General features: G+C 60.3%; 24 protein-coding genes. 13 read left to right on the top strand and 11 right to left on the bottom strand.

Annotated features, from left to right (window positions below; genetic code table 11):
* The first annotated feature begins 145 nt into the window (after positions 1 to 145).
* Positions 146 to 1,045: a LysR substrate-binding domain-containing protein gene (locus BLQ92_RS16725; RefSeq protein ID WP_090685641.1), complete on the top strand. Its 900-nt coding sequence runs from the start codon at positions 146 to 148 to the stop codon at positions 1,043 to 1,045.
* 2 nt (positions 1,046 to 1,047) lie between these two features.
* Here the strand turns inward: BLQ92_RS16725 and BLQ92_RS16720 are convergent, their stop codons facing one another.
* The 6 genes from BLQ92_RS16720 to BLQ92_RS16695 form a co-directional block, all read right to left on the bottom strand.
* Positions 1,048 to 2,589: a methyl-accepting chemotaxis protein gene (locus tag BLQ92_RS16720; protein ID WP_090685640.1), complete on the bottom strand. Its 1,542-nt coding sequence runs from the start codon at positions 2,587 to 2,589 to the stop codon at positions 1,048 to 1,050.
* A 265-nt stretch (positions 2,590 to 2,854) separates the two neighbouring features.
* The gene (locus tag BLQ92_RS16715) at positions 2,855 to 3,106 is read right to left on the bottom strand and encodes a hypothetical protein (RefSeq protein ID WP_090685639.1); all 252 of its coding nucleotides are present in this window, start codon (positions 3,104 to 3,106) and stop codon (positions 2,855 to 2,857) included.
* 47 nt (positions 3,107 to 3,153) lie between these two features.
* Positions 3,154 to 3,450 carry a cupin domain-containing protein gene (locus tag BLQ92_RS16710; RefSeq protein ID WP_090685671.1) on the bottom strand — a complete coding sequence of 99 codons (297 nt, stop codon included), beginning with the start codon at positions 3,448 to 3,450 and terminating at the stop codon, positions 3,154 to 3,156.
* Positions 3,451 to 3,590: 140 nt separating this feature from the next.
* Complete coding sequence (locus tag BLQ92_RS16705) at positions 3,591 to 5,516, bottom strand: S53 family peptidase (protein WP_425312442.1); 1,926 nt, start codon at positions 5,514 to 5,516, stop codon at positions 3,591 to 3,593.
* 1,119 nt (positions 5,517 to 6,635) lie between these two features.
* A complete protein-coding gene (locus BLQ92_RS16700) occupies positions 6,636 to 7,040 on the bottom strand; it encodes a DUF4440 domain-containing protein (RefSeq protein ID WP_143016603.1) in 405 nt (134 codons plus the stop codon).
* A 93-nt stretch (positions 7,041 to 7,133) separates the two neighbouring features.
* Positions 7,134 to 7,862 carry an autoinducer binding domain-containing protein gene (locus tag BLQ92_RS16695; protein ID WP_143016602.1) on the bottom strand — a complete coding sequence of 243 codons (729 nt, stop codon included), beginning with the start codon at positions 7,860 to 7,862 and terminating at the stop codon, positions 7,134 to 7,136.
* Between the two features lie 540 nt (positions 7,863 to 8,402).
* On the opposite strand from BLQ92_RS16695, the gene BLQ92_RS16690 reads away from it, so the two are divergent.
* The 5 genes from BLQ92_RS16690 to BLQ92_RS16670 all read left to right on the top strand — a co-directional run bounded on the left by BLQ92_RS16690 (position 8,403) and on the right by BLQ92_RS16670 (position 13,022).
* Positions 8,403 to 9,857 (top strand): FkbM family methyltransferase, encoded by a 1,455-nt coding sequence (locus BLQ92_RS16690; RefSeq protein WP_218133038.1) that lies wholly within the window; start codon positions 8,403 to 8,405, stop codon positions 9,855 to 9,857.
* Between the two features lie 67 nt (positions 9,858 to 9,924).
* Positions 9,925 to 10,260 (top strand): hypothetical protein, encoded by a 336-nt coding sequence (locus BLQ92_RS16685; RefSeq protein WP_090685634.1) that lies wholly within the window; start codon positions 9,925 to 9,927, stop codon positions 10,258 to 10,260.
* A 105-nt stretch (positions 10,261 to 10,365) separates the two neighbouring features.
* Positions 10,366 to 10,995 carry a pyridoxal 5'-phosphate synthase gene (locus tag BLQ92_RS16680; RefSeq protein ID WP_090685633.1) on the top strand — a complete coding sequence of 210 codons (630 nt, stop codon included), beginning with the start codon at positions 10,366 to 10,368 and terminating at the stop codon, positions 10,993 to 10,995.
* A 212-nt stretch (positions 10,996 to 11,207) separates the two neighbouring features.
* Positions 11,208 to 11,576, top strand: a complete 369-nt coding sequence (locus tag BLQ92_RS16675) for a VOC family protein (protein ID WP_090685632.1) — start codon at positions 11,208 to 11,210, stop codon at positions 11,574 to 11,576.
* A 348-nt stretch (positions 11,577 to 11,924) separates the two neighbouring features.
* A complete protein-coding gene (locus BLQ92_RS16670) occupies positions 11,925 to 13,022 on the top strand; it encodes a 3-deoxy-7-phosphoheptulonate synthase (RefSeq protein WP_090685631.1) in 1,098 nt (365 codons plus the stop codon).
* Positions 13,023 to 13,098: 76 nt separating this feature from the next.
* On the opposite strand, the gene BLQ92_RS16665 is transcribed toward BLQ92_RS16670, so the two are convergent.
* From BLQ92_RS16665 to BLQ92_RS16655, 3 genes are all read right to left on the bottom strand, one after another.
* Positions 13,099 to 14,706 carry a flavin-containing monooxygenase gene (locus BLQ92_RS16665; RefSeq protein ID WP_090685630.1) on the bottom strand — a complete coding sequence of 536 codons (1,608 nt, stop codon included), beginning with the start codon at positions 14,704 to 14,706 and terminating at the stop codon, positions 13,099 to 13,101.
* A 31-nt stretch (positions 14,707 to 14,737) separates the two neighbouring features.
* The gene (locus tag BLQ92_RS16660) at positions 14,738 to 15,958 is read right to left on the bottom strand and encodes an FAD-dependent monooxygenase (RefSeq protein WP_090685629.1); all 1,221 of its coding nucleotides are present in this window, start codon (positions 15,956 to 15,958) and stop codon (positions 14,738 to 14,740) included.
* 107 nt (positions 15,959 to 16,065) lie between these two features.
* On the bottom strand, positions 16,066 to 16,392 hold the full coding sequence (locus BLQ92_RS16655; protein WP_090685628.1) for an antibiotic biosynthesis monooxygenase: 327 nt from the start codon (positions 16,390 to 16,392) through the stop codon (positions 16,066 to 16,068).
* 129 nt (positions 16,393 to 16,521) lie between these two features.
* Between BLQ92_RS16655 and BLQ92_RS16650 the strand changes: the two genes are divergently transcribed.
* Both BLQ92_RS16650 and BLQ92_RS16645 read left to right on the top strand, forming a co-directional pair.
* Positions 16,522 to 17,454: a PAS and helix-turn-helix domain-containing protein gene (locus BLQ92_RS16650; RefSeq protein ID WP_143016601.1), complete on the top strand. Its 933-nt coding sequence runs from the start codon at positions 16,522 to 16,524 to the stop codon at positions 17,452 to 17,454.
* A gap of 91 nt (positions 17,455 to 17,545) precedes the next feature.
* Positions 17,546 to 18,202 carry an acyl-homoserine-lactone synthase gene (locus BLQ92_RS16645; protein ID WP_090685626.1) on the top strand — a complete coding sequence of 219 codons (657 nt, stop codon included), beginning with the start codon at positions 17,546 to 17,548 and terminating at the stop codon, positions 18,200 to 18,202.
* A gap of 107 nt (positions 18,203 to 18,309) precedes the next feature.
* Here the strand turns inward: BLQ92_RS16645 and BLQ92_RS16640 are convergent, their stop codons facing one another.
* Together BLQ92_RS16640 and BLQ92_RS16635 are read right to left on the bottom strand one after the other, a co-directional pair.
* The gene (locus tag BLQ92_RS16640; protein WP_090685625.1) at positions 18,310 to 19,143 is read right to left on the bottom strand and encodes an autoinducer binding domain-containing protein; all 834 of its coding nucleotides are present in this window, start codon (positions 19,141 to 19,143) and stop codon (positions 18,310 to 18,312) included.
* Positions 19,144 to 19,780: 637 nt separating this feature from the next.
* Positions 19,781 to 20,872, bottom strand: coding sequence for a 3-deoxy-7-phosphoheptulonate synthase (locus BLQ92_RS16635; RefSeq protein WP_244106291.1), 1,092 nt, complete (start codon positions 20,870 to 20,872; stop codon positions 19,781 to 19,783).
* A 276-nt stretch (positions 20,873 to 21,148) separates the two neighbouring features.
* Between BLQ92_RS16635 and BLQ92_RS16630 the strand changes: the two genes are divergently transcribed.
* From BLQ92_RS16630 to BLQ92_RS16610, 5 genes are all read left to right on the top strand, one after another.
* Positions 21,149 to 21,559 (top strand): acyl-CoA thioesterase, encoded by a 411-nt coding sequence (locus BLQ92_RS16630; protein ID WP_090685624.1) that lies wholly within the window; start codon positions 21,149 to 21,151, stop codon positions 21,557 to 21,559.
* Between the two features lie 76 nt (positions 21,560 to 21,635).
* Complete coding sequence (locus tag BLQ92_RS16625) at positions 21,636 to 22,802, top strand: acyl-CoA dehydrogenase family protein (protein ID WP_090685623.1); 1,167 nt, start codon at positions 21,636 to 21,638, stop codon at positions 22,800 to 22,802.
* 43 nt (positions 22,803 to 22,845) lie between these two features.
* The gene (pheA, locus tag BLQ92_RS16620; RefSeq protein WP_176860758.1) at positions 22,846 to 24,018 is read left to right on the top strand and encodes a prephenate dehydratase; all 1,173 of its coding nucleotides are present in this window, start codon (positions 22,846 to 22,848) and stop codon (positions 24,016 to 24,018) included.
* On the top strand, positions 24,002 to 24,925 hold the full coding sequence (locus BLQ92_RS16615) for a hypothetical protein (RefSeq protein ID WP_090685621.1): 924 nt from the start codon (positions 24,002 to 24,004) through the stop codon (positions 24,923 to 24,925). The genes pheA and BLQ92_RS16615 overlap by 17 nt, the downstream gene beginning before the upstream one ends.
* Positions 24,910 to 25,470: a shikimate kinase gene (locus BLQ92_RS16610; protein WP_090685620.1), complete on the top strand. Its 561-nt coding sequence runs from the start codon at positions 24,910 to 24,912 to the stop codon at positions 25,468 to 25,470. The genes BLQ92_RS16615 and BLQ92_RS16610 overlap by 16 nt, the downstream gene beginning before the upstream one ends.
* The last annotated feature ends 16 nt before the right edge of the window (positions 25,471 to 25,486 follow it).

Here is a 25,486-nt window from a genome sequence, read left to right as displayed (position 1 = left end):
TCCAGATTGACGGCCGTTCCGCCGGCCGCTGTGGGCGCCGTCATCTCCATGTGGCGGCTGGTTAGAGACGATGATCGCCGCGCAGGGAAAAGTTGACAAACGATGAGTTTTCACGAAAAGATGAATCTATTTCACCCGAAAACCCATGCGAAAGCTGCCATCACTGCAGGCCTTGAGGGCGTTTGAAGCGGCTGCGCGGCTGCAGAGTTTTCTGCTGGCGGCGGAGGAGTTACATTTGACGCCTTCGGCAATCAGCCATCAGGTGCGAGGGTTGGAGGCCTATTTCGAACACAAGCTCTTTAACCGTAGCAACCGCCGGGTCGAGCTGACCGATTCGGGGGGACGGTTGTTGGCGACGCTGTCCACGGCGTTCGATATGATCGAGGAGGTCTGCCGCGATCTGTCGCCGAAGGCGGCCGCAGAGTCGCTCTCGGTTCACTGCACACCCAGCTTCGCGTCGAAATGGCTGGGGCCGCGCCTGCCGGCTTTCATGCGGGAGTACCCGAGCCTCACCATCCGGATGTCGTCTAGCGCCGAACCGGTCGATCTGCTCAAGGAGGAGGGCCTGGACGTGGCGATAGCCTATGGGTCGGTGCGAGCTCAGGCGGGTGTCGTCATCGAGGCACTTGGCGCGGAGAGAACCGCGCCGCTGGCCTCACCAAAGCTTGTCGGCGAGCGATTCGAGCGCGAGGACATCGCAAAGCTGACGCTTATCGAATCGAAGCTCAACCCGGTGCGTTGGCGTGAATGGTTCAAGCAAAATGGCCTGAAGATGCCGGACAAGCCGCAACCTTCGTTCGACCGCGCCGCGTTGGTTCTTGCCGCGGCAGTCGACGGGCTTGGTGTGGCGCTCGAGAGCGTGAGGTTTGCCGAGCGTGAGCTGGCGAGCGGCGAACTTGTGATCGTCGGGGAGGGGCTATACAGTCCGATCGAGCGCGAGACTCACTTCTTTTGCTATCGCGCTGCTGACCGTTCGTCACGGAAGATACAGCAGTTCCACGACTGGCTCTTGCGTGAATCGCGTGCGCTATCCAGGGATGATTGACGCTAGCGCACCGCCAACCGGAACACGCCGACAACCGAGCGCAGGCGCCCCGCCTGTTCGTCGAGCGATGAAGCCGCTGCGGCCGCTTGCTCCACCAAAGCCGCATTCTGTTGCGTGACTTCATCCATCTGCGATACGGCCCGGCTGACTTGCTCGATACCGGTGCTTTGCTCGTCCGACGCGGTAGAAATCTCCCCCATGATGTCGGTTACCCGGCTAATCGATTGCACGATCTCGCTCATACGGTCACCGGCCACCTCGACGAGCCGCGTACCGTCAGCAACATTGGCGACCGATGCCTGAATCAGGCTCTTGATATCCTTGGCCGCTGCGGCACTGCGTTGCGCAAGCGCCCGCACTTCACTCGCCACGACCGCAAAACCGCGGCCGTCCTCGCCGGCTCGCGCCGCTTCGACGGCCGCGTTGAGCGCGAGGATATTGGTCTGAAACGCAATCGTTTCGATCATCGACGTGATTTCAGCAATCTTGCCCGACTCGCTCGCGATCTGCCGCATGGTGCCGATCACTTCCATCACCGCCGCGCCGCCGCGGGCAGTCGCTTCAGTCGCCTGAGCGGCGAGCGCGTTGGCCTGCCGCGTATTGTCCGCATTCTGCTTAACGGTCGCGGTTATCTGCTCCATGCTGGCCGCCGTTTCCTGCAGCGATGCCGCTTGCTCCTCGGTGCGTTGTGACAGATCGAGGTTGCCCTGCGCGATTTCACTGGAGCCTGTCGCAATCGAATGGCTGGTGGCCTGGATTTCTGCAACGATCGCGGACAGTTTCAATTTCATGTCGTTCAGCGCACCGAGCAAGCTTCCCGAGTGCGCGCGACGCACCTCCACTTCGATGTCGAGATTGCCGCCCGCGATCTGCGATGCGATGTGCGCGGCGTAGGCTGGTTCGCCTCCAAGCGCCCTGCCGACGCTACGTGTCACCGCCCAGGCCAGCACACCGATGGCTGCGAAAATGAGCGCCGCAAGGGAACCGAGAAGCGTCGCCAGCTTGTTGAAGGCCGCATTGATGTCATCGTAGAAGAAGCCCGTGCCGATCCACCAGTCCCAATCCGGAATCGCGACGACGCCCTGTAGCTTGGGCACGGGGTCCGCGTCCGGGGTGCGCTTCACGAGCACGTCGACGAGGGCAATATGCGCAGCCGCCATGCCTTGGCGATACGCTTCGCTGTCGGTCAGCCCCGTGGTGGTTTGGTTGCCCTTCGCTTTGGTGCCGATGAAGCGGGCAATCGGATGGACAAGATTGATCCCGTCCGACGTGGTGACCCAATAGTAGCTTTGGGTATTGGCGTTGAGTTGCGCAACCGCGTCTTTGGCGGCCTGTTGCGCCTGATCGCGGGTCAAGACGCCACGCGCCTGCAAATCGCGGTAATAGTTGACCATATGCTCGGCTTTGGTCAGAAGAATAACGATCTGTTCGCGCCGGCTGTCGACCAGCGAACTGCGCAAGGTCTGAACCGCTGTCACCGTCAGAAGCGCGACGCCGAACAGCGCCGCGATCACCAACGCCAATAACTTCGTAGAGAGTTTCACGTCGACGCCTTGAAATGTTAACTAACTAGAACGTTTATCGGCACGGTTGGGACATTTCTTCAGGCGCGAGAACCCAGGGCAAACCCTTTCCTGCAGCCGGATTTCGGGTCGCATGAGCGGTTGGGACAGATTGAGTGCAAACGCTGTCTTATCAGGCGTTCGCGAGAGGGCGTTTCAGCAGAGAGATCGATGAGAAAAGACGCTGGTCCGCGCAGGCGGGCACGAACCAGCCAGATTGGACCAGACTGTCAGTGCGACGTATGGGTCAATTGCCTTTCCGGATCAACTCGATGCGCCGCTTGCCTTCAACATATCCGGCTTCGCGGGCTAATTCTTCACTGCGAAACGTCGCGACCAGTTCCTCAAAGCGAATGCTTTGCCCAGCAAGGTGGGCGTCCGCGCCATGGCGACAGAAGTATCCCGTGTAATGCCACAAGGTATCCGGAGCCGGTGGACCGTATGCAAGGATCGGCAGCACCCACACTTCGTATCCGTCGTGTTCGATCTTGTCCCACATGGCAGTCTCCATCTGGAATGTGAAGGAATCGTAGCACGCAATCGGGATCAAACGTCGACGATGACGAGCGTGCCGTGGCTACCCTCGCGCACGGCATGTGGCGTGCCAGCCAGGGCCAGGTACATTTGCCCGGCCCCCACCTCGATCACGTCGCCCGCAACCTCCAGCATTAACTGACCGGACATGACCAGCAGTCCTTCGTCGTAGTCGTGTGTCTCCGCTTCATAGGCCGTCCCGTCCATCCTCAGGACCTTGATTCGGGCTGTGCCCACCGAGCCGACAATCGCGGATTTCCATGCGGCGGGCAATTCGTTCGCCAGCAAGTCGAAATTGAGTAAAGGCATGACACGCATCTCCACTGGGATACCGGGAATGAGCACAAAAAAACACCCCTTCGAAAAGGGGTGTTCACTCCTGCAAGCATACTTTAATCCACATGAGCTGTTCCTTCCGGGACGAAGGAACAGCTAACGGCGTACTGCCGTTATTTGCTGTAGGTCGCGCTAAGTTTGGTGAAGTCCAGACTGCCGAAACCGGTGTCGTCGTCAAAGCCGGCCTTGGCATTGTAACCATGGCTGCTATAGCCGTTGTTGCCTGAGGTGACGTCGTGGATCGACGACTTGTTGCTCGGGAAGGTCTGATAAAAGCCGGCCGTCGGCAAGCTCAGGCTGTTGTTGTTGGCCGATTCGACACGGGCCCAACCGCCGACGAAAATCGGCGATGCGAGGCTCGTGCCGCCAACCAGTTGATTCGGCTGGCCATCGATCACAATGTAAGCACCTGTCGCCTGGGCCGCATCGAACGCCACGTCCGGCACCACCCGCTTGGTGACCGAGCTCCCCAACGCCTTGGTTTGCCACGTCGGCGCGGCTTCAAACAGACTGACGCCGCCGCCCGTTGCCCAGATACGCACGGCGTCGTCGACGGGGTTGCCATTGCTATCGAGGTCGGCATAGGCCACGCCTTCGTTCCACACCGTCTCGCCGGCCCATGTGGTGGTATTGGTGGTCGACAAGGTCGTACCGCCTACCGCGACCACATACGGCGAGTTTGCCGGCTGCGAGACGCTGTAGTGCGACAGGTTGATGGTCGTCGTGACGCTGCTACCGTCGTAGGTCCCGATGTAGCCCGGCGCCCCTTGCGGCGAGGTGGACCACTGATACACGCCGGCGTCGCCTGCAGCCACCGAGAAGATCTGACCTTGCGCCACCGCCTGCTTGAAGACCGCATCGTCGGCCGCCAGTGAGCCATCCGAGTTCGCCGCCGTTTCGTCCTCGCCTAGCGAGACGTTGATGACCTTGGCCAGGTCGTCGGTCACGGCCTTGTTATAGGCCGCGGTCAAGGTCGCGTCGGTCAGCCCGCTGTCATTGCTGTCGCCATTGATGGCGGCGTAGAAAATCAGCTGCTTGACTCCGCCGGAGGTGCCGATGATGTCCTGGCTATCCAGATCCCACTCGCTCGGATCGCCGTCGTCGGCAAGCGTACCCTGGCCTCCCGCTACCACCGCCGTATTCACGGTAGGCAGACCGGCATTCGAGGTGAAGGTGTTCAAATCCGAAATCGTCTGGGTCATATCACCCCAGGTGATGATGCCCACCGTGGTGTTGGTGGCGGCCGGCAAGCCTGCTGCATCATAGATACTGGCGAAGTCGGTCGGTTGGTGCCCGACCTGCGCGGCGGCGCTCTTCTTGGTTTTATCGGGTTGAATTGCCGCATTGGTCGAGGCAATACGGTGAATCAGGCGATGGGGCACGACTGCGTTCTGCAAACCGAGCACCGAATCGACGGACGCGCTCAACGACGCCGGAATCAACGCAGCCGTGTCGTTGGCGAAAACCGGCTTGCCGCGATACGTGAAGCGCTTCAGGCTCGTATGAAAACCGTTCTGTGCATTATTGGCGTTGCCGTCCGCCGATACCAGCCGGTTATTCGACGAGACCGTGATGTTGCTGAAACCGTTGGCCTTCAGGTGAGCGACCACCGCCTGAACCTGGGCATCGGTCGGTGCGAAACGGGCGTTGAATTGCTGCGGCGTCAGATATTTGTGGTAATTCGCACTGCCCGGCTGATTGAGCTGGCTTATCAAGGTGTCGAGCTGATCGTCATTACGGCCTTTCAACACCACCGTGATATGCAACGGCTGGCTGATTTCAAGCGGCGTCACCAGGGTGTTGGTGAGTGCGGCCTCGGTATTGCCGAGCGCATAACCGGTGGGCGCCGCGGCGGCATTGCTGGCTCCGGATTGCACTGCCGTGCTGGCGGCGGGTGCCGAGGGCACGAGGAAAGCACCGGTCCGGGTCGATACCCACGAGTCTGCCGCCTGGGCGGACATCGGGATCAGGGTTGCGGCAATGGCCAGGGGGAGTAGCGCCCTGGCGAAGTCTCTGGAAAATACACTATTGACTTGCATAACCTTCTTCATTGTTTAAGCTCCAGGATAGTGGCGAACAACCGACATATCAGTACATTGAAAGCATGATGCAATTCGTATAGCGCACACGGAAACAGGAAATCCCACGCATTAGCGTGACAATTGCCCGGTACCTCAACTCGCCATAGGCTGTCTCCTTAATGAAATTGTAATATGTGTAAAATAAATGCCTAACTGACCAGTTTGGCAGAGATAAGGTCATTCATTCGAGTCCATGCACACCGGTTTCCAGTCATTCACCATGAATAACAAATCAATTGACGACCGTTTCCAAGTAATTAGGAATACTATCGATAAATCTGAAATTGAATTAAGCTAATATTTTCCGATGATATATTCTCGCGTCGAACCGCCATTTAACCTGGTAAGCCTGGCCGAAATATGATCTTCAGATTCGAATCCGCTACTTTCTGCTGCGCTGTTCTGCGCAACTTTTCTCCGCTCGCACCCTGCTCAAACGTCCGGCTGGCAAGCCGGATGCTCTCTGCGTTCGCCGCCGCACGGCGAGCACGCCAAAGCAAAACCGGGTATATCGTTATTCAGAAGATCAATATTCTCTATTTACGATTTGATACATAGCACCACGACAAAGAAGTCGGCTCGGTAAATGCTGCCGCCAATCTGGAAAAACTTTCCGGGATGTCATCTGTCCGTACAGCAATGCGTAGTGCATGGGTTATGGGTGAGCCTCGCTGGCAGGTACAGGTTCTAATAAGGAGATAACAAATGGGATTTGAGTGCTCAAAAGATAGGAGGAAGAAATCTTACTGTCAAACTTTTTTTGATAGATTTTTGAATTTTTTGAAAGATTCTTCGGTGAATTTTGTAATAATCGGAAAGTAAAATGTAAACATATGCGAAATCAAGGTAATTGCACAAAGAAGTCGTGCGAAATTGTTAAATCCATATCAGAGCGGCACGCCTTGTCGCCTTGCCGAATGCGCTCTTAACGGCTGACTTCGTGTTAGCGCTGATGTCGATAGCATCGTGATGCAGCAGAGAGCGCGCTGCATGGCGCCGGCAGGGGAGAAGTGTGTGGCGGCGACGAACTCATCGCCCGCAAGAGGGCTGTCCTTCGGAACAGGTGGTGAACGACCCTTAGATATCCTGCCAAAGGATAGAACTGATCTTCCACGTCCTCGCCACCTTGCAGAGCTGGATGAACTTGGTCCCCTCTCCGGCATACGCGGCTCCTTCGAGCGTGCCCTTCTTTTGATAGCGGGAGTGCCGGGAGGCAAGCTCGCGCGACACGGTGGTCTTCGCCTCTATTTCCCATTCGTGGAAATCACGCAAGCTGCCGTCTGTCAGCAGCTTTTGCCGGGGCGCGAGGAACGACTCCAGATTCCACTCATCCACGCCGTTCGGCCCGAGTCGGGCGATTGTCGCGTGAGGCGTGAACATGCTGGACAGCGAAGAGGTGGTGGGCGCCCGCCCGCCGCGGTTGTCAAATGCAGCGTAGAAAGCTGCGATCAGTTCATCGATCTCGCCCAACGAATGGTCCATGTGACTGCCCTGTTGTACCGATGGTTTGCGCATCATACTGAATCAATCGCGCTACGCCGAGCCCGAGCCCGAGCCCGAGCCCGAGCCCGAGCCTCAATCGATGAGGCCTAAACGCCTTGCATAATCGGTGGCCTGAGTTTTCGTGGTGACGCCCAACTTCCGCTTGGCGTTCTGCACGTGGAATTGCACGGTGGCGCTTGCTACGCCCAGCATGGCCGATAGCTCATAGGTGGTCTTTCCCTGCGCACTCCATTTCAACACCTCGATCTCCCGCGGCGACAACTGGTGCCGATATCGTTTCGAATTCTCACTGTCGATCAGATTTTGCAGCTTTGACGTAACGAATTCAGCAAGCATCAATAAATGAGGTTGCAATTCATGTGCTTCCACCGGCGTAACCGGGCTCTGGCTTCTCGCCAGCGATAGTAATGTAAATACGCCACCTCTTGCCCATGACGACTGCGCCACGCCAGCGCGCAATTCGAAATCCTGCGCTTCGGACCATAGATCCTGCGCTTTCGAGAAAATTGCGTCGCTCCATATAATTGCGTTGCGGCTGCGTGTGCCAATTCGCACTGTCGGATCTACCGCCAGGTATCCCGCATGCATGTAGCGCTCCAGCCATGCAGACGGGTAGTTGGAGATGATCAGCGCGGCATCCTGCTTTCCCGTAATCGCCATGCCTTTTGCGCCAACCGCGACGTAGTCGAATCCGAGTCGCTTTCCAAAGTGGTGCATCTGTTCGAGCAGCGACGCCTCGGTGACCACTTGACTGAAGCTGGTAGACACATCACGCCACCACAGCGATAAGTCAGCATTCACATTGCGCTCCTTGAAAAGTTCGTTATCCGAACGCACTTCCTTTATGAAAATTAGATATCCTGAAACATGAATCCGGCATCTTTTATCGTTTAAAAATGCTGGACGAATATGTTCCTCTCCTCATGCATCGAATGAGGAGAGCAGGGAATAGGTTTATCGCACAGAACGCGAATCTATCATGCAAATAGTGCGAATAGAGTGCATGAATAGCGACGTCAGAAATATGACAGCCGGGCCAGCCGATTTCGCGTTAGCACGTACATGTCAGACATACCTTTTGTATTCACGTTCGCATTTGCATTCGCGCCGCGTTAAATCCGCACGGCATAGATATTTTGCCACCGGTCTGGCACCGAATCACAAGCCCCTATCAACACTGATAGTGCTAGCGTCGTGACAGCATGTGCATATCGATACTTAGCTGCGACCATGCAATGGTTTTCGTCATCTAACAAACGGGCCGCTCGACGCAGACGCCGTATCGACGCCATGGCAGGGGGCAAAGTGACAGCACCAACGCTCGAACAGGAACACTGGGTCGTGTATACGGACCTGGAGCACGATGCGCTGCGCAGCGATCTTGAAGCTCAGGCCGCTTGCGTTGGGATGTTTCCGGAGGTTGCCTTCGCGCCGCTTGGCGCCGTCAATGATGCGTGCATAGATCGAGCAGGGGCGCAGCGGGGCAAGGGGCGAGGAGGGCGCATAGTGCTACTGCGCGCGGAGGATCTGATCAGCATCGCATCGTTGGCGGAACTCGCCGCGCCTGCAGCGAGCCACAAGCCGGACAGCGAAGAAGATCTGACCTGCTACACGTTGCCCAACCAGATGGAGATATTTCATCTGAAGGCGTATGAGACCCGCTACCTGTACGACGAGGTTTTTCTTCAGAAGAACTACGTGAAGAACGGGATCGAGCTTCGCGACGGCGATGTGGTGTTCGATATTGGCGCCAATATTGGCCTCTTTTCATTGTTTGTCAGCCAGCGGTGCAAGGGCTCGAGGATCTTTGCGTTCGAGCCGTCGCCGGTGACCTTTCAGGTTCTGCGGGCGAACCTCGAACGTCATGTCCCGGACGCCATTGCGCTGCCCGTCGGGATTGACGACAGGGACCGGTCGGGCGATTTCACCTTTTACCCGCACTCTTCGGTGTTTTCCGGATTCCATCCCGATGAGAGAGGCCAGGCGGCACTGAGGGCGATCATCACTAGCGAACTGGGCGCGCACGAGAAGCTGCGCGGCCTCGACATCAGCGAGCATGTTGAAGCGATCCTGCAGCGTCGTTTCGAGAGGCAAACCTACCATTGCCAGTTGCGCTCGCTCTCGAGCCTGATCCGCGAGTACGGCATCGAGAGAATCGATCTGCTGAAAATCGATGCGGAAAAATGCGAAGAGGCCATTCTCGCCGGTATCGAACCGGACGACTGGAGCCGGATCAGGCAGATCGCCGTTGAGCTCGACGAGCGCGATGAGAGCGTTGGCGCACGGGTGCGGGATCTGCTCGCGCGCAAAGGCTTCACGGTTTCGCTCGCCGGGGAGCCGATGCTGTGTGACTCGGGACGCTGCAACATTTACGGCCGTCGTGCCGATGGAGCCGGCCGCAATGCAACCAGACGGCACGAAGCGACGATGCAGCAAGGCATTCGGGTGCTGACCCGTATTTGCAGCAGGACCGCATTGACGTCTCGCGAGCAGTTGATCGTGATGATCTGCCCGTCGTCCGCCGGGTTTATCGCATCTATGCCAAGTGGCTTTCCCGCCGCAATCGAGCAGCGCCTCGCGCAGGCGTTACGCGCCTATCCGCATGTACTGGTCCGCGAGACTGATGGGTCTGGCCGAAGTGCCGGTCGAAGCGTGGATCGAACCGCCAGACGAGGCGGCGATGATTCAGGTGTGACTGACAGGGACCCGAAGCATGGAGGTAAAGCGTTGCTCGACGCCCTCCATGCGACGAACTGGAATGCTGCGAGCGTCACCAGGAACGAGGAGATCGCATGAAGCGGTCGTTGCCGACCCATACAGGCTTGCACAACATTGCCGTCAGTATCAAAAGGATACGTGTCAAATGAAAGCGACGATCAGTTGGTGGAATCTGGACCAATCCGCACAGACTGTCGATTCACTGCGGGGCTACCTGACGGCGGAAGGCGTGAGTCCATGGGAAGCCGTAGCCGGTATGCATTCCAAGGCATGGATCTCGGATCGGGCGAGCAACCGGTGGGGCGCGGTGGTGATCTGGGACTGCGCCGAAGCGATGAGCCAGCCGTTGCCGCCCAACCGGGCGACCGAACTGATTGGCTATCCACCGAGCGTACGCGTGACCTTCGATGTGGAGGCGCTCATTGAAGAAAACATTACGCGGCACTGGCTGGTGGACGAAGCCCTCAAGGACGTTCCTTGATGAGCCGCGGCGCCCCCGGGTTGCCTATGTGTTTTGACTTCCGGCAACGCTGGCTTCGTCGCCCCGAATTATGAAAGAGATTATCAACATGAGGACACTTTATTTATGGATCGATACGACGACACCCTCGATGACCAACTAGACACATCCATTTTCAACGACGCTCCGGATGATCCCATTGCGCTTCTCCAGGTATGGCTCGACCGGGCCCGTAAGCTTCAGGTGCGGGAACCCGGCGCCTTGGCGTTGGCCACGACAGGTCCCGACGCCCATGCGTCGAATCGCATCGTCCAGGTGCTCGATATCAGAGGTGACGCTCTCGTTTTCGCGACTCACGCGCAAAGTCAGAAGGGTCGCGAAATCGCCGCGTTGGGCTGGGCCTCGGGTGTGCTGTACTGGCGCGAAACGCAGCAGCAGGTGATCCTGTCCGGCTCGATTGCGCCGATCTCGGACGAAGAATCCGATGTCCTGTGGGCCAGGCGCTCATCCGACACTCATCCGATGTCCAGCGTCTCACGTCAGAGCGAGACATTGGAGGACGAGGAGGCGCTGCGTCTGGAAGCACAGCGTCTGGCGAGTCTGGGTACCCCGCTACCCAGGCCGGCGAACTGGATCGGTTATGCACTGCGTCCTTCGGTTATCGAATTCTGGCAGGCCGCGCGGGACAGGCTGCATGGCCGCCTGCGTTACGACGCGACGCCATCCGGATGGAGCACCCGCAGACTTCACCCGTAGCGAGTGCGCCGGCAACGACGGCAGCGACGGCAGCGAGACCGGCCGTTGCCGCAGCATGCAGCGACCCACCTGACGATGGCTGACCCGGCGGCGGTCTTGATCGACGCCGCTGGGCTCGAAGCGGCGCATCCGCAGCACGTCGCGCAGAAACCGAAGTCCGGGCCACACGACACCTTGCTCAAACGACGTGCGTTCACCATAGCGCACCTATCATGCCGACACTCAATCTTGTCTTGCTGTACGTCGAGGATCCCGCGAGGAGCAGTCGCTTCTACGAGAAACTGTTCAAGAAAGCACCGGTTGCGTCCTCTCCCGCTTATGTCGCATTTAAACTCGACAACGGCTTGACCTTGGGGCTCTGGTCCACCAGGGCGCCGGACTTTGTGTCGACGGGGATCGGCAATCTCGCCGAAATTGCCTTCATCGTCAAGGACGACGCGGAGGTCGACCGGCTGTACGAGGCATGGTGCGCCGACGGCGTGACAATCGAACAGCCGCCTGCGTTCGCCGTCTTTGGCTTGAGCTTTGTGGCACTCGATCCGGATCAGCATCGAATCAGGGTCTGTACTCCTGACAATTGAGCGGAAAATATCGAAATTCCGCTCGGCGCCGTTGCAGCCCTAACGATCCCCATACAACGATAGCGGCACCCTAGTGAAAGTACGGGGTGTCCTGGTGAAAACCCACACCTCAGCACTAGCGTTGAGTCGCCCAACGCGCCGACAATGAGTTGTCGCCGGGATAGTCCGCGCGTCGTCTATTTACGTCTTGCTCGTGAAAATCCGTCTTCACTGCGCGCCGGCATGGCCATCACGCAGCTCTGGAATGCCCTCGGCAAAATCTTCCTTTTTAAAACCATATAGTTGTACGCACAACTATAGAGATTGAGCCGCTATTAATGATGTTTTTCGATACCGGGAGTAGTTCAAATGTTATCAACGACGAGCAATCGGCGGTGGGGGAAAAGTAGCAAGGTTGAACAACCAACGGAACTGAAACGGCTCTTCAGTGGCGACGCAACGGGCGAGCAGCGGGTGTCCCATTCGCGCAAGGACGTTGCGGAGATCTTGCACGGAAAAAACGACCGGCTGCTGGTGGTGGTTGGGCCTTGCTCGATCCACGACCCGTACAGTGCACGGGAATACGCAAAGCGTCTCGTGGAACGGCGGCACCAATTCCGTGACGATCTCGAGATCCTGATGCGGGTCTACTTCGAGAAGCCGAGGACCACGGTGGGATGGAAGGGCTTGATCAACGACCCCTTTCTGGATGGAAGCTGTGACATCGGCCATGGGCTGCGGCTTGCGCGCCAGCTGCTGCTCGATATCACGGCAACCGGCTTGCCGGTTGCGTGCGAGTTTCTGGATCTGGCGACACCGCACTATCTGGCCGATCTGGTGAGCTGGGGCGCAATCGGGGCGCGCACGACGGAATCGCAAATCCATCGCGAACTGGCGTCGGGACTGCCATGTCCGATCGGCTTCAAGAACGGCACGCAGGGCAACGTGCAGGTAGCAATTGATGCGATCCGCGCAGCAAGCCGGGAACATGTATTCCTCGCGGCCGACGCAGGCGGTGAGTTCGTCAGGGCGCAAACGGCGGGCAACCCGGACTGTCACATCATCCTGCGCGGCGGCAAGCAACCGAACTATGACGCGCAAAGCGTCCAGGAAGCCTGTCATTCTCTCGAGTCATCTGGATTGCCGCCGTACCTGGTCATTGACGCGAGTCACGGCAATAGCGGGAAGGACCACGAGAATCAGCTATCGGTGTGCGCGTCCATTGCAGCGCAGGTGACCGGGGGCGACAGGCGTATCGCGGGCGTCATGATCGAGTCGAACCTGGTGGCGGGCAAACAGGTTGTCGCAACCGATGTTCCGCTCGTATACGGGCAGAGCATTACGGACGGCTGTATCGGGTGGGGCGACACGGTCGAGTGTCTCGATGCGTTGGCCTCCGCCGTGCGGGAGCGCCGGCGTGGGCGGGAACGGGCTAGTACCGCGCAATACGATCAGGTCTCTGCGTAACCCTGATCATTCGCTGAGCGTATGGCGCCCTCCCGAAGAAAACGGGAGGGCGCCATACCTTTACAGAAAGCCTGGACTACTTGCCGCTCTCGAAGAGAAAGCCTTTGAAGCTATTCTTCGACAACTCAGACCAGGCCTGACGGTAGCTGTTGAGGCCGCCGAAATAGAACAAGGTCTGACTCCTGGCGTTCGGGATGTTGGCGCCGAAGATCCACGACTTGACCTTGGGCAACAGCGTGTATGCCGCAAACGTATTGCAGACCGTTGTCCACTCCTGTTCCGCATCGGGGGTGACGCGAATCGCTGTGATGGAATCTGCCTCGGCCTTCTTGATCAACTGTGCGATCCAGTCGAGCTGCGCTTCGATCCCAGTCGGGATGTTGCAAAAGACGCTCTTCGGGCCGGGAACCATGAAGAAATTCGGGAAGTTCGCCGTTGCGACGCCCATATAGCTGGTCGCTTCATCCTTCCAGTGGTGCTGTAGCTCGAGACCGTTCAGGCCACGAATTTCGATGTCCTTGAAACTGCCGATGATCGTATCGAAGCCGGTCGCATGAGCCAGAATGTCCAGCTCGTGCTCCTGCCCATCGTCGGTACGTACGCCGGTTTCAGTGAACTCGACGATTTTGGTGTCCTTCAACGAGACCAGGGAGACGTTGGGCTGGTTGTAGACCTGATAGTAGTTGTTGATGGAGATCGGCCGCTTGGCATAGAGTTCGTCCGGAATGAGCTTGCGCGCCGTTTCGGGATCTTTGACGATCGCACGGATCTTTCTTTCTATAAAGTTCGTCGCTTCGCGGTTGGCTTCCTCATTGCTGGCAATGTCCGAGAAGGTGGCGAACATGAAGCGGAATCCGGTTCCGATCCGCCAGTTTTCCTCGAACACCCTTTCTCGCTCTTCGGGCGAAACGCTGAGCGCCGGCACCTGACTCTCAGGAAAGCCGCAGGCCACCCGCGTGTCTCTGATGTCCTTCCACACGTCTTCGAACTTTTCTCTATAGTCGGCGATTTCCTGCTCGTCGATCAGATCGTCGCCAGCGGGCACGCAATATTGCGCGGAGCGCTGAAACACGGTCACATGCTGAGCCGATTTCGCCGCGGCGGAAATGAGCTGAACGCCGGTCGACCCGGTGCCGATCACCCCGATCTTCTTTTGATCGACGGTGAGGTCTTTCGGCCAGTTTCCCGTGTGCACGATACTGCCGCGGAATTTCTCGCGGCCGGGGATATCCGGTGTGTTCAGCTTGGAAAGCACGCCGATCGCGCTAACGAGATATTTGCAGATGTACGTGTCGTCATCGGCGGTAGTGACGGTCCATTCCTGCGCGCTTTCGTCGTAGATTGCGGACTTGACGAAGGTGTTCAGGGAGATATGTTCGTCGAGCCTGTAGTGCCGGGTAACGGCCTCGAGATAGCTCAATACTTCGGGCTGGTTGGCGAAGCGGCTGCGCCAGTCCCAAGCGTCGTAGATTTCCTTGTCGAACGAGTACCGGTAGACACGCGTTTCCGTGTCCGTGCGGGCGCCCGGGTAGCGGTTCCAGAACCAGGTCCCGCCGACACCGCTGCCTTTCTCGAAACACCGGACGCTCAGCCCGAGCTGAACATGAAGCTTGTATAACGCATAGATTCCGGCGAAGCCTGCGCCGATCACTACGGCGTCAAGACGCTGTTGGGGTTTGCTCAAGTCTGTCTCCTTAGGGGGATTCAAGAAAGATTTATCGGCCTTCAACGTTTTGCTTATAGCGGCTCACAAGGTCTTTCACAGCTGCAGTTTTTTCTTCGTTGCTCGAGCCGGATACGGACGAGGCTCGCTCGGCCCGGTCTCTGTTTCTGTTCTCGATCACGACTTTGCTGGTGATCGGGCGCCGCGCGCTTTCGTAGTTTGCAAAGGCGGTTCCAATATCCTTCTGATGAGCAATCTCGAAGGCGAGCGTGGATGCGTCGAGGATCGTCTGGGACGCGCCGTGCGCGCCAACCGGATACATCAGATGGGCGGCGTCGCCCAACAGCGTCACCCGATTGCCTCCCCATTGCTCCAGTGGGTCGCGGTCTACCATCGGGTATTGCAGAATGGCACGGCTTCTGCTCAGCATGTCTGCGATGTCGAGCGACTCGATGTTCCAGTGAGAGAAATACGGCAGGATGTCTTCCAGCTTGCCGAGTTCGGTCCAGTCGGGGCGATTGAGTTGCGCACGCGCGTCCGCCGATACCATGCAGACCCAATTGATCAGATCGGTGCCGCGCCGCGAATGCTCGCCGGAGATCGGGTAGGCGATCAGCCGCGTGCTATACACGTCGTTGGCGACGATCATGGTCCGGCCGTCGAGGAAGCGGTCGACTTCGGTTACGCCGCGCCACATCATGACCGGCGTGGGATTCACCTTGTTGCCATCGCCCTGGAGTTGAGCCCGAACGGCGGAATGGATGCCGTCGGCCCCGATCAGTCCTTTGGCGCGAAACTGCACTTCCTTGCCGGTCGATTGATCGATAGCGATCGCGCGCACCGAGTCGTCGCCGTCTTCGACAAAGGACAGCAGCCGGATGCCCATGCGAACCGAGTTCCGCCCAAGCCTGCCCTTGACGGCTCGCAGCAGGAACATCTCGAGCGCGCCGCGGTGAATCGAAATCTGCGGATAGGGGCTGCCTGCCGGCAGACCGCGAGGTTCGCTCCACAGGAGCGTGCCGTTCTCGTCCAGATGGGCGACGCGCTCGGTCTTGATGCCGGAGCGTTCCAGCGCCCGGTTCAGGCCGAGCGCGTAGAGCTCGGCGACAGCCGCGGGTTGAATGTTGATGCCTACACCTAAGGGGCGGATCGGGTTGGCAGCCTCGATGACGAGCAGGTCGCGAACTCCCTGGGCATGCAGCGCTAGCGCTGTAGAAAGCCCACCGATTCCTCCTCCCACTATCAAAACGTCGGTATCAATGGTAGTTGTCATGACTTGGCGCGCTTCATAGTGGATCGGTCGAACGCAATGACGCCCCCGTAATCGAACGGGGGCGTGACTTGCCTGATTTTTCTCAGGATGCCGTAGTTAGCGATGCATCAGGCATGCACGGAAACCACGGAGTAGAGGTTAGGCACGGCCTTTGCGATCGCTGCGGTCTTCTTCGCGTACTCTTGAGCCGCCGGGTCTTCGCGAACGGCTGCCACGTTTGCCGGGCTTTCCCATTGCGCGATGTTGATCACGCTCGTGCCGTCCTTGCTGGCCAGGATGCTCGCGGAGATAAAGCCTTCCTTGTGACGGATCACCTTCTCGACCCCCTCGTTGAGCACCTCGATCAATTTGGCCTGGTTGTCCGGGGTCACTTCGATGATGTTGACGAACGTGACGCCCTTGCCTGCGCTAATGACCGCTTCGTTCTTTGCCATGGTTAGCTCCTAACGGAAATCGTGTGGACCCGGCCGGGTCGTATGCAAGCTGCCTGCGAGGCGCGTGCGTCGCATACCACCGGTGTGAGTCGCACTAGTTACGGGATATAAACGGGTTAAGAGAATTGCGTGCCTGCCAGCCAATGGAGCGATTCAATCCATGCCAAGGGTACGCATGCCTCTTGGTCCCAAGATAGCGCTTCGTCTGCCGGAACGCCTCAGTACTTTCTACCCATCTTGAGGGGATGGGCGGGTGCGGAGCAGCTTGTTAGCGTGTATGCTAGGCAGAACATGACTGCGGGTCATTTGTGCAGTGATCCGGACCCAGTGTTCTGTTTACCGTTTAAGGAGAGGGGCGCGATGAGTAATCTGATCGGCTCGGCATTCTCGAGTTTGATGGATCAGATGCCGGGCGTTTGCGCGTGCAAGGATGCCGGCTCGATTTTTCTCTATGGAAACTCGGAGTTCAAGAAGTCCATGGGACTGGACGAAGACGTTTCGCTACGTGGGCTGCGCCACCTGGATCTGCCGGCCGGATTCGGCTCATACGACGATTCATACGTGGAGCAGGACAAGTTTGTGATCGAAACCGGCGGCACGATCAGAAGCATCAACGTCTATCACGCTGCCGACCAACAGGTGAAAGCCTACCTGGTGGTGAAGAAGCCGTTCTTCGATGTCGAAACGCATGCTCGCGGCGTGCTGATGCACGGCACGGACATCACGCATATCAACGGCGACATTCTGCGGCTCAGAGCAGACGAGGGCGAGCAACGCCAGCGCTTGTCGAGATCCATGCCGCGTGGGACGTTTGTGATTAAAGGCAGCGAAAAGGCGTTGGATCTGACACGACGCGAAACGGAGGTGTTGTTCTATTTGCTGCGCGGCGGGGTGGCGCGGCGCATCGCAAATCTGCTTTCTATCTCGGTGCGAACCGTGGAGCATCACATTGATGCCCTGAAAGACAAATTCATGGTGGCCTCAAAGCCTGAGCTGATCGAAAAGGCTATTCAAATGGGCTATTTCTACATCACGCCGGCAACGCTATTCGGCCCGGAGTGAGTGGACGCAGCGCGCGCCTGTAAGAAGTCATAGTCGTCAACGCGCTACGCTCAGGTATCGTAACGCAGGTCAAAACTGCGCCTTTACGACCATGCCGACCGTCATCTCAGGTAGCCGCCTAACCCTTCCTCTTCATCTGATCGACGCCCTCGGCCGTTATCGACACGAGGTGTTCGTCAAGCGTCTCGGCTGGCAATTGCCGATGGTCGCGCCGCACGACGACACCGAATGGGACGAGTTCGACGGCCCCAATACGCTTTACGTCATGCTGCTCGACGACACGCAAACGATTCGCGGTTGCGCACGCTTGTTGCCGACCACCGCGCCGTATCTGCTGCCCAAGCTGCTGCCGGACCCAGGCGATGCGCGTTGTGTCGTCGATCCGCGTGTGTGGGAGTTGTCTCGTGTGGCGGTGTCGGACGAGCGCGAGGCGGCGTCTGCGGATAACGACGCAGGCGACTGGATGACGATGCTGCTGCGCGCGGTGATCGCGGAGGCGGCTGACCGGCAGGTGGACCGTCTGATCGGACTCGCCGTGCCGGGCATGATGCGTCTTTATAGCCGCAAAGGCATTCGTCTGGTAGCGGAAGGTCCAGGCCTAACCCTCGAAGGCGAGGCGCTGCGGGTGTTTTCGCTGGATGTCAACCAATGCTCGACGCTTCATGCACCGAGCGCGCATGCGGGGTTGACGGAGCGCCTTGCGGCATATCGAACCGGGGCCGATGCGCATCGGCCCGATTTGCGCTAATAGCCAGTCGCGCTAGTACCTGCCTCCACGGCCCGGCGCAAACCCACCGCGCAGCAACCTTGCCGCGCCGGGCGCAGGCAGTCTGCCGCAGCTCTGCGCAGTGCCCTTTAGTCGGGCGTACAGGTCTCTGAAGCGGCTCGCGCTACTTCGTTGGGGCGGCGAGCCGTCACGGGCCGCATCGGCTCGCCTGGCATGCTGGCGCCGATCGACGCGTCGGTGCCCACAAACCCCGTGAAGAGCAGCCCGAGCAACGCTGCTTTCGCAACCGCGTGAATCTTGTTCGAGGCGCGCAGTTTCTTGACTGCGTTGGTCACGTGGTAGTTGATCGTGCTCTCGGCGACTCCGAGGATCGAACCGATCTCCGCAGCGGTCTTGCCTTCCGCACTCCACAGCAGCACTTCACGTTCCCGTTCGCTCAAGCCATTCGAGACCTCGGGTAGCGTGCTGGGCAGGAGTGCACGCGCCATCGCCGTATGGCCGAAATGGGCGAGCCATTCCAGGTGCGATTCGTTCGCGTCCAGCTCGGCGCGCTCAATGGGCGTGTGGCTGCGAGCAAAGGTGAACATGCCAATGGCGCCGGACGGGTCGCGCGCCGACTGTGCCCAGCCGTGCGCGAGGCCATGCGACCACGCCGCCTGCCAGAACTCGCTGCCGTTTGTCGTGGGCGCCGGCCAAAGGAATGGCAGCGTCGAGCCGAGGCCGCGCGAGACGGTGGGGTCGGCGCGCAGATAGCCGCTCTCACGGTAGATCTGTTGCCATCGCAGCGGGTAGTTGTTCCTCAGATAGATCGGCAGCCGCGACAGCGGGATCGGCATGCGCATGCCGAACGCACAATATTCGAAGCCAAGGCTGAGAGCACTCCTTGCGACCACCGAAAACACCTCTGCACTGTCGCGGGCCTGTTCGATCCGGCCCATGACATTCTCGCGCCAGTTATCCATTTTTTCCTCGAGTCAGCAAGCAATGAGATTGGTATTCGCGCGCAAACAGGGCGACACGCGCGGCGCATGATATGCGCTTTATCGGGCTGCTGTCTCCACCGGGGTGCTGATATGGAAGGATGTTATTGGTCTAAAAACATCTTCTGCACTCTCAGCCGGCACGCGCTCTCTCGCAGCCGGCGTTGCGTGTCCCCGACAGGCAGGGGCGATCCCACAGCGCGCTTCGATCAAAACAACGACGCGAAGCACGCCTACCGATCGGTCTTCAGTCAGCATGCATGGAGGCGGGCAGGCTGCGTCCTCTTCAGGGCGCCCTATGCCGACGCCTGACACGCACGCAGCCAATATGCTTAGCCCGGCGCATATGATAAACACATGCTGGATGCCGTGCACGCTTGCTGCCACATCGCCTGTCGCGAGAGTCGCGAAGTTCTCGACGTAGCGGTCACGCGCGCAATCGCTCAGTTTAACGATGCTATCTCAATAACGCTACACTGTCGCGTGTAAGGTCAAATGCGTCGAAAGCGCATACGCGAGAACGACATCGGATGCTTCGGTCCGAATCTCGCACTGCCTGCTGCATTGATCGGCAAGCCAAACCGTGCGGCGATTCTGCTCGCCTTATGCGGCGTTGCGCTCAAACTGCCGCAACGGCCTCGCAGGACAGTGCGGTTCGGGCGAGCCGGCGCGCCCGAACCGAGCCCGCCAATTGCTCGAGCACGTCGACCGTATCGGTCCACGACAGGCACGCATCGGTAATGCTTTTGCCGTATTCGAGCGTCTTGCCCGGCGCGGCATCCTGGCGGCCTTCGGCCAGATTCGATTCGATCATCACACCGGCGAGCACCTCGCAGCCGCTCGCGATCTGCGCGCCAAGCTCCGCGCACACCGGAATCTGATTGCGATACTGGCGCTGGCTGTTGGCGTGACTGGCATCCACGATCAGCCGCTGTCTGGCGCCTGCCGCATGCAGCCGCGCCGCCGCAGCGCGCACGCTGACGGCATCGTAGTTCGGTTCCTTGCCGCCGCGCAACACCGCATGCCCAAGCGGATTCCCTTTCGATGTGACCGTGCAGATCGAGCCTTCGCTATCGATCGAGATGAAGCGGTGCGCTCGCGCCGCAGCCTGGATTGCATCGGCGGCAATCTGCACATTGCCGTCGGTGCCGTTCTTGAAGCCAATCGGCATCGGCAGGCCGGAGGCCATCTCGCGATGCGTCTGCGACTCGGTGGTGCGCGCGCCAATCGCGCCCCACGACACCAGGTCGGCGATATAGGCGGGCGTGAAGGGGTCGAGGAATTCCGTCGCCGCCGGCAAACCGAGCGTGTTGACGTCGTTGAGCAGCGTACGCGCCATCACGAGGCCCGCATCGATGCGGAAGCTGCCGTCCAGATACGGGTCGTTGATCAGCCCTTTCCAGCCCACTGTCGTACGCGGCTTCTCGAAGTACACGCGCATCACGATCTCGAGCTCGTCCGCAAGACGGGCGCGTTCGCGTGCCAGCCGTTGCGCATAATCGAGCGCGGCCTGCGGGTCGTGTATCGAGCACGGGCCGACTATGACGACCAGCCGGTCGCTACGCGCGTCGAGCGCGTCGGCGACGGCGGCGCGCCCGCGCTCGACGACCGTCGATACGTGAGGCAAGCGTGGCTGCGCCGCGAGCACCTCGAACGGTGAAAGTAGACGGGATACCGGATTCAGTCCGGCCGACGGTGATGCACTCATCATGCTTGGCTCCCTTGACGCTGGCCCCCGGAAGAGGGCGGATGGGGACGGTTATAAGGACCGCGTCCAGGGCGGGCAACTGCAAACACTACTAGCCGGACAATGACTTCGGACGATGCGCTGTGTTTTGTGCCTGTTTTAAAGGACTATTTCGCATCCCTATAAAGTTTTGCAGTGGACTTGGCCATGCCCGATCACCTACTGTTCGGTCGTCCCGTTTGCATTCGCAAGGCTTGCGAATGCGCGATGGGTCTACTCAGTCCAACAAGGAGAACAGAGATGGCTAAGCGGCATTATGAAACCCCGATCGTCGTGAAGTATCGTGATACCGATTCGATGGGACATGTGAGCAGTCCCGTGTATTACGACTACCTGCAGCATGCCTACCTCAGCTATATGTTCGACCTGCTGGATCTGCCGCGCAGCGAAAAGCTGCCGCACATCATGGTGAAGACGCAATGCGAGTATGTGTCGCCCGCGTTCTTCGGCGACAACGTCACGGTCAAGTCGAGCGTGATCCGTTTCGGCACCAAGAGCTTCGACATCGAGCATCTGATGGAGCGCGAAGACCAGAGCATCGTTGCGCGTGGCCTGTCGACGCATGTGATGTTCGACTACGGCAGCAATGCGACGTCGCCGGTTCCCGAAGAATTCAAGCAAAAGGTGCTCAGCTTCCAGGGCGAACTCTGACGCTGCGCGTTCGCAACGGCCGCGACGTCCGCAAGGTCCATGTCCGGCCGACACGGCACACCTGAGGGAACATCACATGCAGTTTGACTGGAATACGGAAGAGCGCGTGTTGCACGAACGCTTCCGGCAAATCGGCGCGGAAATTGCCCGCCAGCGCAGCGGTGCGCCAGAGGGGTTCGATCACGCCGGCTGGCGGCGCCTCGGCGAGGAAGGCCTGTGGCGTCTGGCGATTCCGCGCGCATACGGCGGCGACGAACGCGGCTGGTGGTCGTTTACCGCTGCCCTCGACGGCCTGGCGCAAGGCATCCGCACGCCCGCCTTGCTGTTGTCGGCAATCGCGCAGGCCGGCATGATCCGCGCGTTCTCCGAGTACGGCCGCGATGCGCAGAAGGAACAGTACTTCCGCGCAATCCTGGCGGGCGAGCTGAGTGCGACCGCCATTGCCGAGCCGACCACCGGCACCGACGTGCGCAGCATCGGCACGCAACTGGTTCCGGACGGCGACGCTTACCGGCTCTCCGGCAACAAGTTCAACATCGCGCATGCGCCGATTGCGAGCTTCACGCTGGTGGTGACGAAACTCGTCGGCACGGACGCGGACGGCGTCACGCTGGTCGTGCTGGACCACGACGCGGCCGGCATGACGCTGGGGCAGCCGGACCAGAAGTTCGGCAATCGCGACCTGCCGACTGGCCCGATCACGTTCGACAACGTGCCGGTCAGGCGCGATCAGATCCTCGGTACGCCGGGGCGCGGCCTGCAGCAGCTCATCAACATCATTTCGTTGGGCCGCCTGTATTACGGGCTGGTGAGCGCGGCGCTGGTCGAGCCGTATCTGGACGACGCGCTCGACTACGCCAGCGCGCGCCACAGCTTCAACGAGACCATCGCCGAGCATCAGTATGTGCAGAAGCGTCTGGTCGACGTTCGCATCGGTATCGAGCGCACGCGCTGGCTCGCTTATGCGGCGCTCGACCGGCTGCTTGGCAAGCAACCCGATAGCCTGATGCTGTGTTCGATCGCCAAGCTGGTCGGCGCCGACGACCTCGTCAACTCGGCGATCAGCCTGATGAAGCTGCAGGGCAGCACCGGCTATCACGAGGGCGTGCTCTCGGTGCTGGCACGGGATGCGCTCGGCTTTGCGAGCGTGGGCGGAACCGAGGAGATGCACCGCAAGAACATCTTCAATCAGATGGTGCGTCTGCGCGAGCGCTCGCAGCAGGTGCAGGAAGCGGCCGCGTAACAGTTTTATCAAGGTAGTCAGGGTAGCCAGGAGGAGACGCTTAATGGACCACGCTTCAGTCGATGTGCAAGCCGCTTGCGACCAGAAGATCGATCAATGCAGGGATACGATCGACAGGATCGACGCGGAGCTCATCGAACTGCTGAGCCGTCGTGCCGAGTGTGCGATGTCGATCGGCCGCGCCAAGGCGGCGGGCGGCATCGCAACCTGGCAGCAGGCGCGTGAAAAGCACGTGCTCGAGCGGATTGCTTCGCTCAATCGCGGCCCGTTGCGCGACGGCCAGCTGGAGTCGATCTGGCAGGCCATCATGCGCGCGAACCGCGAACTGCAGGCGCATGGGACCGTTGCCTATCTCGGGCCGACGGGCACCTACTCGGAGGATGCGCTGCGTACCTACTACGGCGAAGCGGTGCATACCCAGGCGTGTGCCTCGCTCGACGAAGTCTTCGACGCGGTGGTGCAGGGCGGCCTCGAACACGCCGTCGTGCCGATCGAGAATTCGACCGAGGGTCCGGTAATGCGGACCCTCGATCTGCTGCTCGACTCGCCGGTTTCGATCACGGGTGAGGTGGTCATCCCGATCTGCCACACGCTGCTCTCGGTGAGTACCTCGCTCGAGGAGATCGAATGCGTGGGCGGCCATCCGCAGGCGTTGGCGCAGTGCCGTGGCTGGCTCGCGCGGCATCTGCCCGGCGCGCGCCGCGAGGAAACCGCAAGCAACGGGGATGCCGCCCGGCGGGCCTCCGGCAAGCCGGGCTACGCGGCGATTGCCGGCGGCCATGCAGCGGTGAAGTATGGACTGCGCATCGTCGCGGAAGCGATTCAGGACGTTGCCGACAATCGCACGCGCTTCCTCGTGCTCGGGCAGCATGCGGCGGCGTCGACCGGTTTCGACCGCACCACGCTGGCGGTCGATCTTCCCAATAGCCCCGGCGCGCTCGCACGTTTTCTTACGCCGATCGGCCGTCATGAGGTCTCGGTGCTGTGGATGGAGTCGCGCCCGCAGCGCGCCGCGCCGTGGAGTTACCGGTTCCTCGTCGATATCGCCGGACATCGCGACGATCCGGAGATCAGGGCAGTGCTTGCCGATCTCGAACGCGTCGTGGAGCGTTACCGGGTGCTCGGTTCGTATCCTCGCTTCGAGAAGGAAATGCTTTCGATCGATACGCTGCATCAGGCCTGGTTTGTGGAGGACGGCGATGTCGCTCAACGTTGAGCTGGTGCGCAAGCGGATCGGCGCGGTGCTCGACGGGCGCGACGATCGTCTGGTGGTGCTGTTGCGCTGCGAGTCGCGCTTGCTGGCGCAGCAACCGCTGCTCGACTGGTTGCGCTCGCTGCTGCGCAGCTACGAGGACGACCTTGAGATTCTGGTCTATGCGTGCCCGGTCGGCGGAGCGGCGGGCGCCGCGGGTGCGACCGGTGGCGAGGAACTGGTCGAATTCGCCACACGGCTGCAACACGATGCGCTACCGGTCGCCTTCGCGGTTGGCGCCACACGGCGTGACGCGCGGCTCGAGGCGCTGGCCGCGTGGACTGTGCGCTGGAGCTTCGACACCACGACGCTGCTCGCTTCGCCCGGCAAACCGGTGGGGTCCGCAGAGGGGCCGCGCTGGCCGCTTGCGAGCGGCGCAGCCACGCGCGGCGAGCGCAGCGGCGCGCTCGCCGGCACCGGCCTGCGGCCGGGCATTGTCGTACCGCCGGGGCTGTTGAACGGCGGCGCCACGCGTGCGGCAAGCGGCTCATGGAGCGCCGCTCCGGTTCAGGCGGGCGCTGTCGTTGGCACTCCTGCCCAGGCGCGCGCGCATGGAGGCCCGCAGGATCCGATGCTCGTCGAAATGCTGCACCGGCCGGGGCGCGGCGATTACGGCCAGCAGCTCGCCCACAGCATCGGCGATGCGATCCGGGAGGGCGCCACGCGGATTGTCGGCGCGTTTGCCGATCTCGGCTACGACAGCGCCGCGCCACACGCCTTCGCGTGCCCCGATAGCGGCGTCGATGCGGCAGCAAGCGCGCCGAACATCGACGCGGTCGAGGCACTGCTCGATATTCTTGCGAACTCGGTGCGGCAACGCCGGACCGCCTTCGCGACGCGGCCACGAGGAACGCTATGGTCAAGTCTCTGAGTGCCGCGGCCGGCGCTTTTTCGCAGGCGCGGCGCCTCGTTCTGGTCGGCATGATGGGGGCGGGCAAAACCACGATTGGCGCACGCCTCGGGGCGCTCTCGGCACTCCATTTCGTCGACGTCGATCGCGAACTCGAACGGCGCGTCGGCAAGACGGTGCGCGAGATTTTCCACGACGAGGGCGAACCGGCCTTCCGCCAGCGCGAGGCGCTGTTGCTCGACGAGCTGACTGCGCGCACCGGCATTGTCGTCGCAACCGGCGGCGGTGCCGTGCTCGATGCGGCGAGCCGCGAGCGGCTGCGCTCGCGCGGGCTGGTGGTCTATCTGCATACGGAGCCGGAGTTGCTGTGGGAGCGTGTGCGCACGGACACCGGCAGGCCGCTGCTCAACGTCCAGGATCCGCGGCAGACGCTCGAGTCGCTGTATGCGATCAGGGATCCTTTGTATCGCGACTGTGCCGGTTTGATCGTCGAGACCGCAGGGCGTTCCGCCACCGAGGTGGCCGATAGTCTATGGCACTCCATGCGGGTGACAGCCGCGACTTAGGTTGGCAGGGCGCATG

The sequence above is a fragment of the Paraburkholderia phenazinium genome (assembly GCF_900100735.1).
GTDB classification, from domain to species: domain Bacteria; phylum Pseudomonadota; class Gammaproteobacteria; order Burkholderiales; family Burkholderiaceae; genus Paraburkholderia; species Paraburkholderia phenazinia.
Note: the sequence above shows the minus strand (reverse complement) of the source record. Positions and strands in the feature narration are given on the sequence as shown.

Excerpts from the sequence above, each read along its gene's own strand:
- BLQ92_RS16640 (WP_090685625.1), bottom strand. The coding sequence starts at position 19,143 with ATGGATAACTGGCGCGAGAATGTCATGGGCCGGATCGAACAGGCCCGC.
- BLQ92_RS16680 (WP_090685633.1), top strand. The coding sequence starts at position 10,366 with ATGGATCGATACGACGACACCCTCGATGACCAACTAGACACATCCATT.
- BLQ92_RS16635 (WP_244106291.1), bottom strand. The coding sequence starts at position 20,872 with ATGATGAGTGCATCACCGTCGGCCGGACTGAATCCGGTATCCCGTCTA.
- BLQ92_RS16705 (WP_425312442.1), bottom strand. The coding sequence starts at position 5,516 with ATGCAAGTCAATAGTGTATTTTCCAGAGACTTCGCCAGGGCGCTACTC.
- BLQ92_RS16685 (WP_090685634.1), top strand. The coding sequence starts at position 9,925 with ATGAAAGCGACGATCAGTTGGTGGAATCTGGACCAATCCGCACAGACT.
- BLQ92_RS16630 (WP_090685624.1), top strand. The coding sequence starts at position 21,149 with ATGGCTAAGCGGCATTATGAAACCCCGATCGTCGTGAAGTATCGTGAT.
- BLQ92_RS16615 (WP_090685621.1), top strand. The coding sequence starts at position 24,002 with ATGTCGCTCAACGTTGAGCTGGTGCGCAAGCGGATCGGCGCGGTGCTC.
- BLQ92_RS16675 (WP_090685632.1), top strand. The coding sequence starts at position 11,208 with ATGCCGACACTCAATCTTGTCTTGCTGTACGTCGAGGATCCCGCGAGG.
- BLQ92_RS16715 (WP_090685639.1), bottom strand. The coding sequence starts at position 3,106 with ATGTGGGACAAGATCGAACACGACGGATACGAAGTGTGGGTGCTGCCG.
- BLQ92_RS16670 (WP_090685631.1), top strand. The coding sequence starts at position 11,925 with ATGTTATCAACGACGAGCAATCGGCGGTGGGGGAAAAGTAGCAAGGTT.
- BLQ92_RS16660 (WP_090685629.1), bottom strand. The coding sequence starts at position 15,958 with ATGACAACTACCATTGATACCGACGTTTTGATAGTGGGAGGAGGAATC.
- BLQ92_RS16610 (WP_090685620.1), top strand. The coding sequence starts at position 24,910 with ATGGTCAAGTCTCTGAGTGCCGCGGCCGGCGCTTTTTCGCAGGCGCGG.
- BLQ92_RS16710 (WP_090685671.1), bottom strand. The coding sequence starts at position 3,450 with ATGCCTTTACTCAATTTCGACTTGCTGGCGAACGAATTGCCCGCCGCA.
- BLQ92_RS16700 (WP_143016603.1), bottom strand. The coding sequence starts at position 7,040 with ATGGACCATTCGTTGGGCGAGATCGATGAACTGATCGCAGCTTTCTAC.
- BLQ92_RS16645 (WP_090685626.1), top strand. The coding sequence starts at position 17,546 with ATGCCGACCGTCATCTCAGGTAGCCGCCTAACCCTTCCTCTTCATCTG.
- BLQ92_RS16655 (WP_090685628.1), bottom strand. The coding sequence starts at position 16,392 with ATGGCAAAGAACGAAGCGGTCATTAGCGCAGGCAAGGGCGTCACGTTC.
- pheA (WP_176860758.1), top strand. The coding sequence starts at position 22,846 with ATGGACCACGCTTCAGTCGATGTGCAAGCCGCTTGCGACCAGAAGATC.
- BLQ92_RS16725 (WP_090685641.1), top strand. The coding sequence starts at position 146 with ATGCGAAAGCTGCCATCACTGCAGGCCTTGAGGGCGTTTGAAGCGGCT.
- BLQ92_RS16625 (WP_090685623.1), top strand. The coding sequence starts at position 21,636 with ATGCAGTTTGACTGGAATACGGAAGAGCGCGTGTTGCACGAACGCTTC.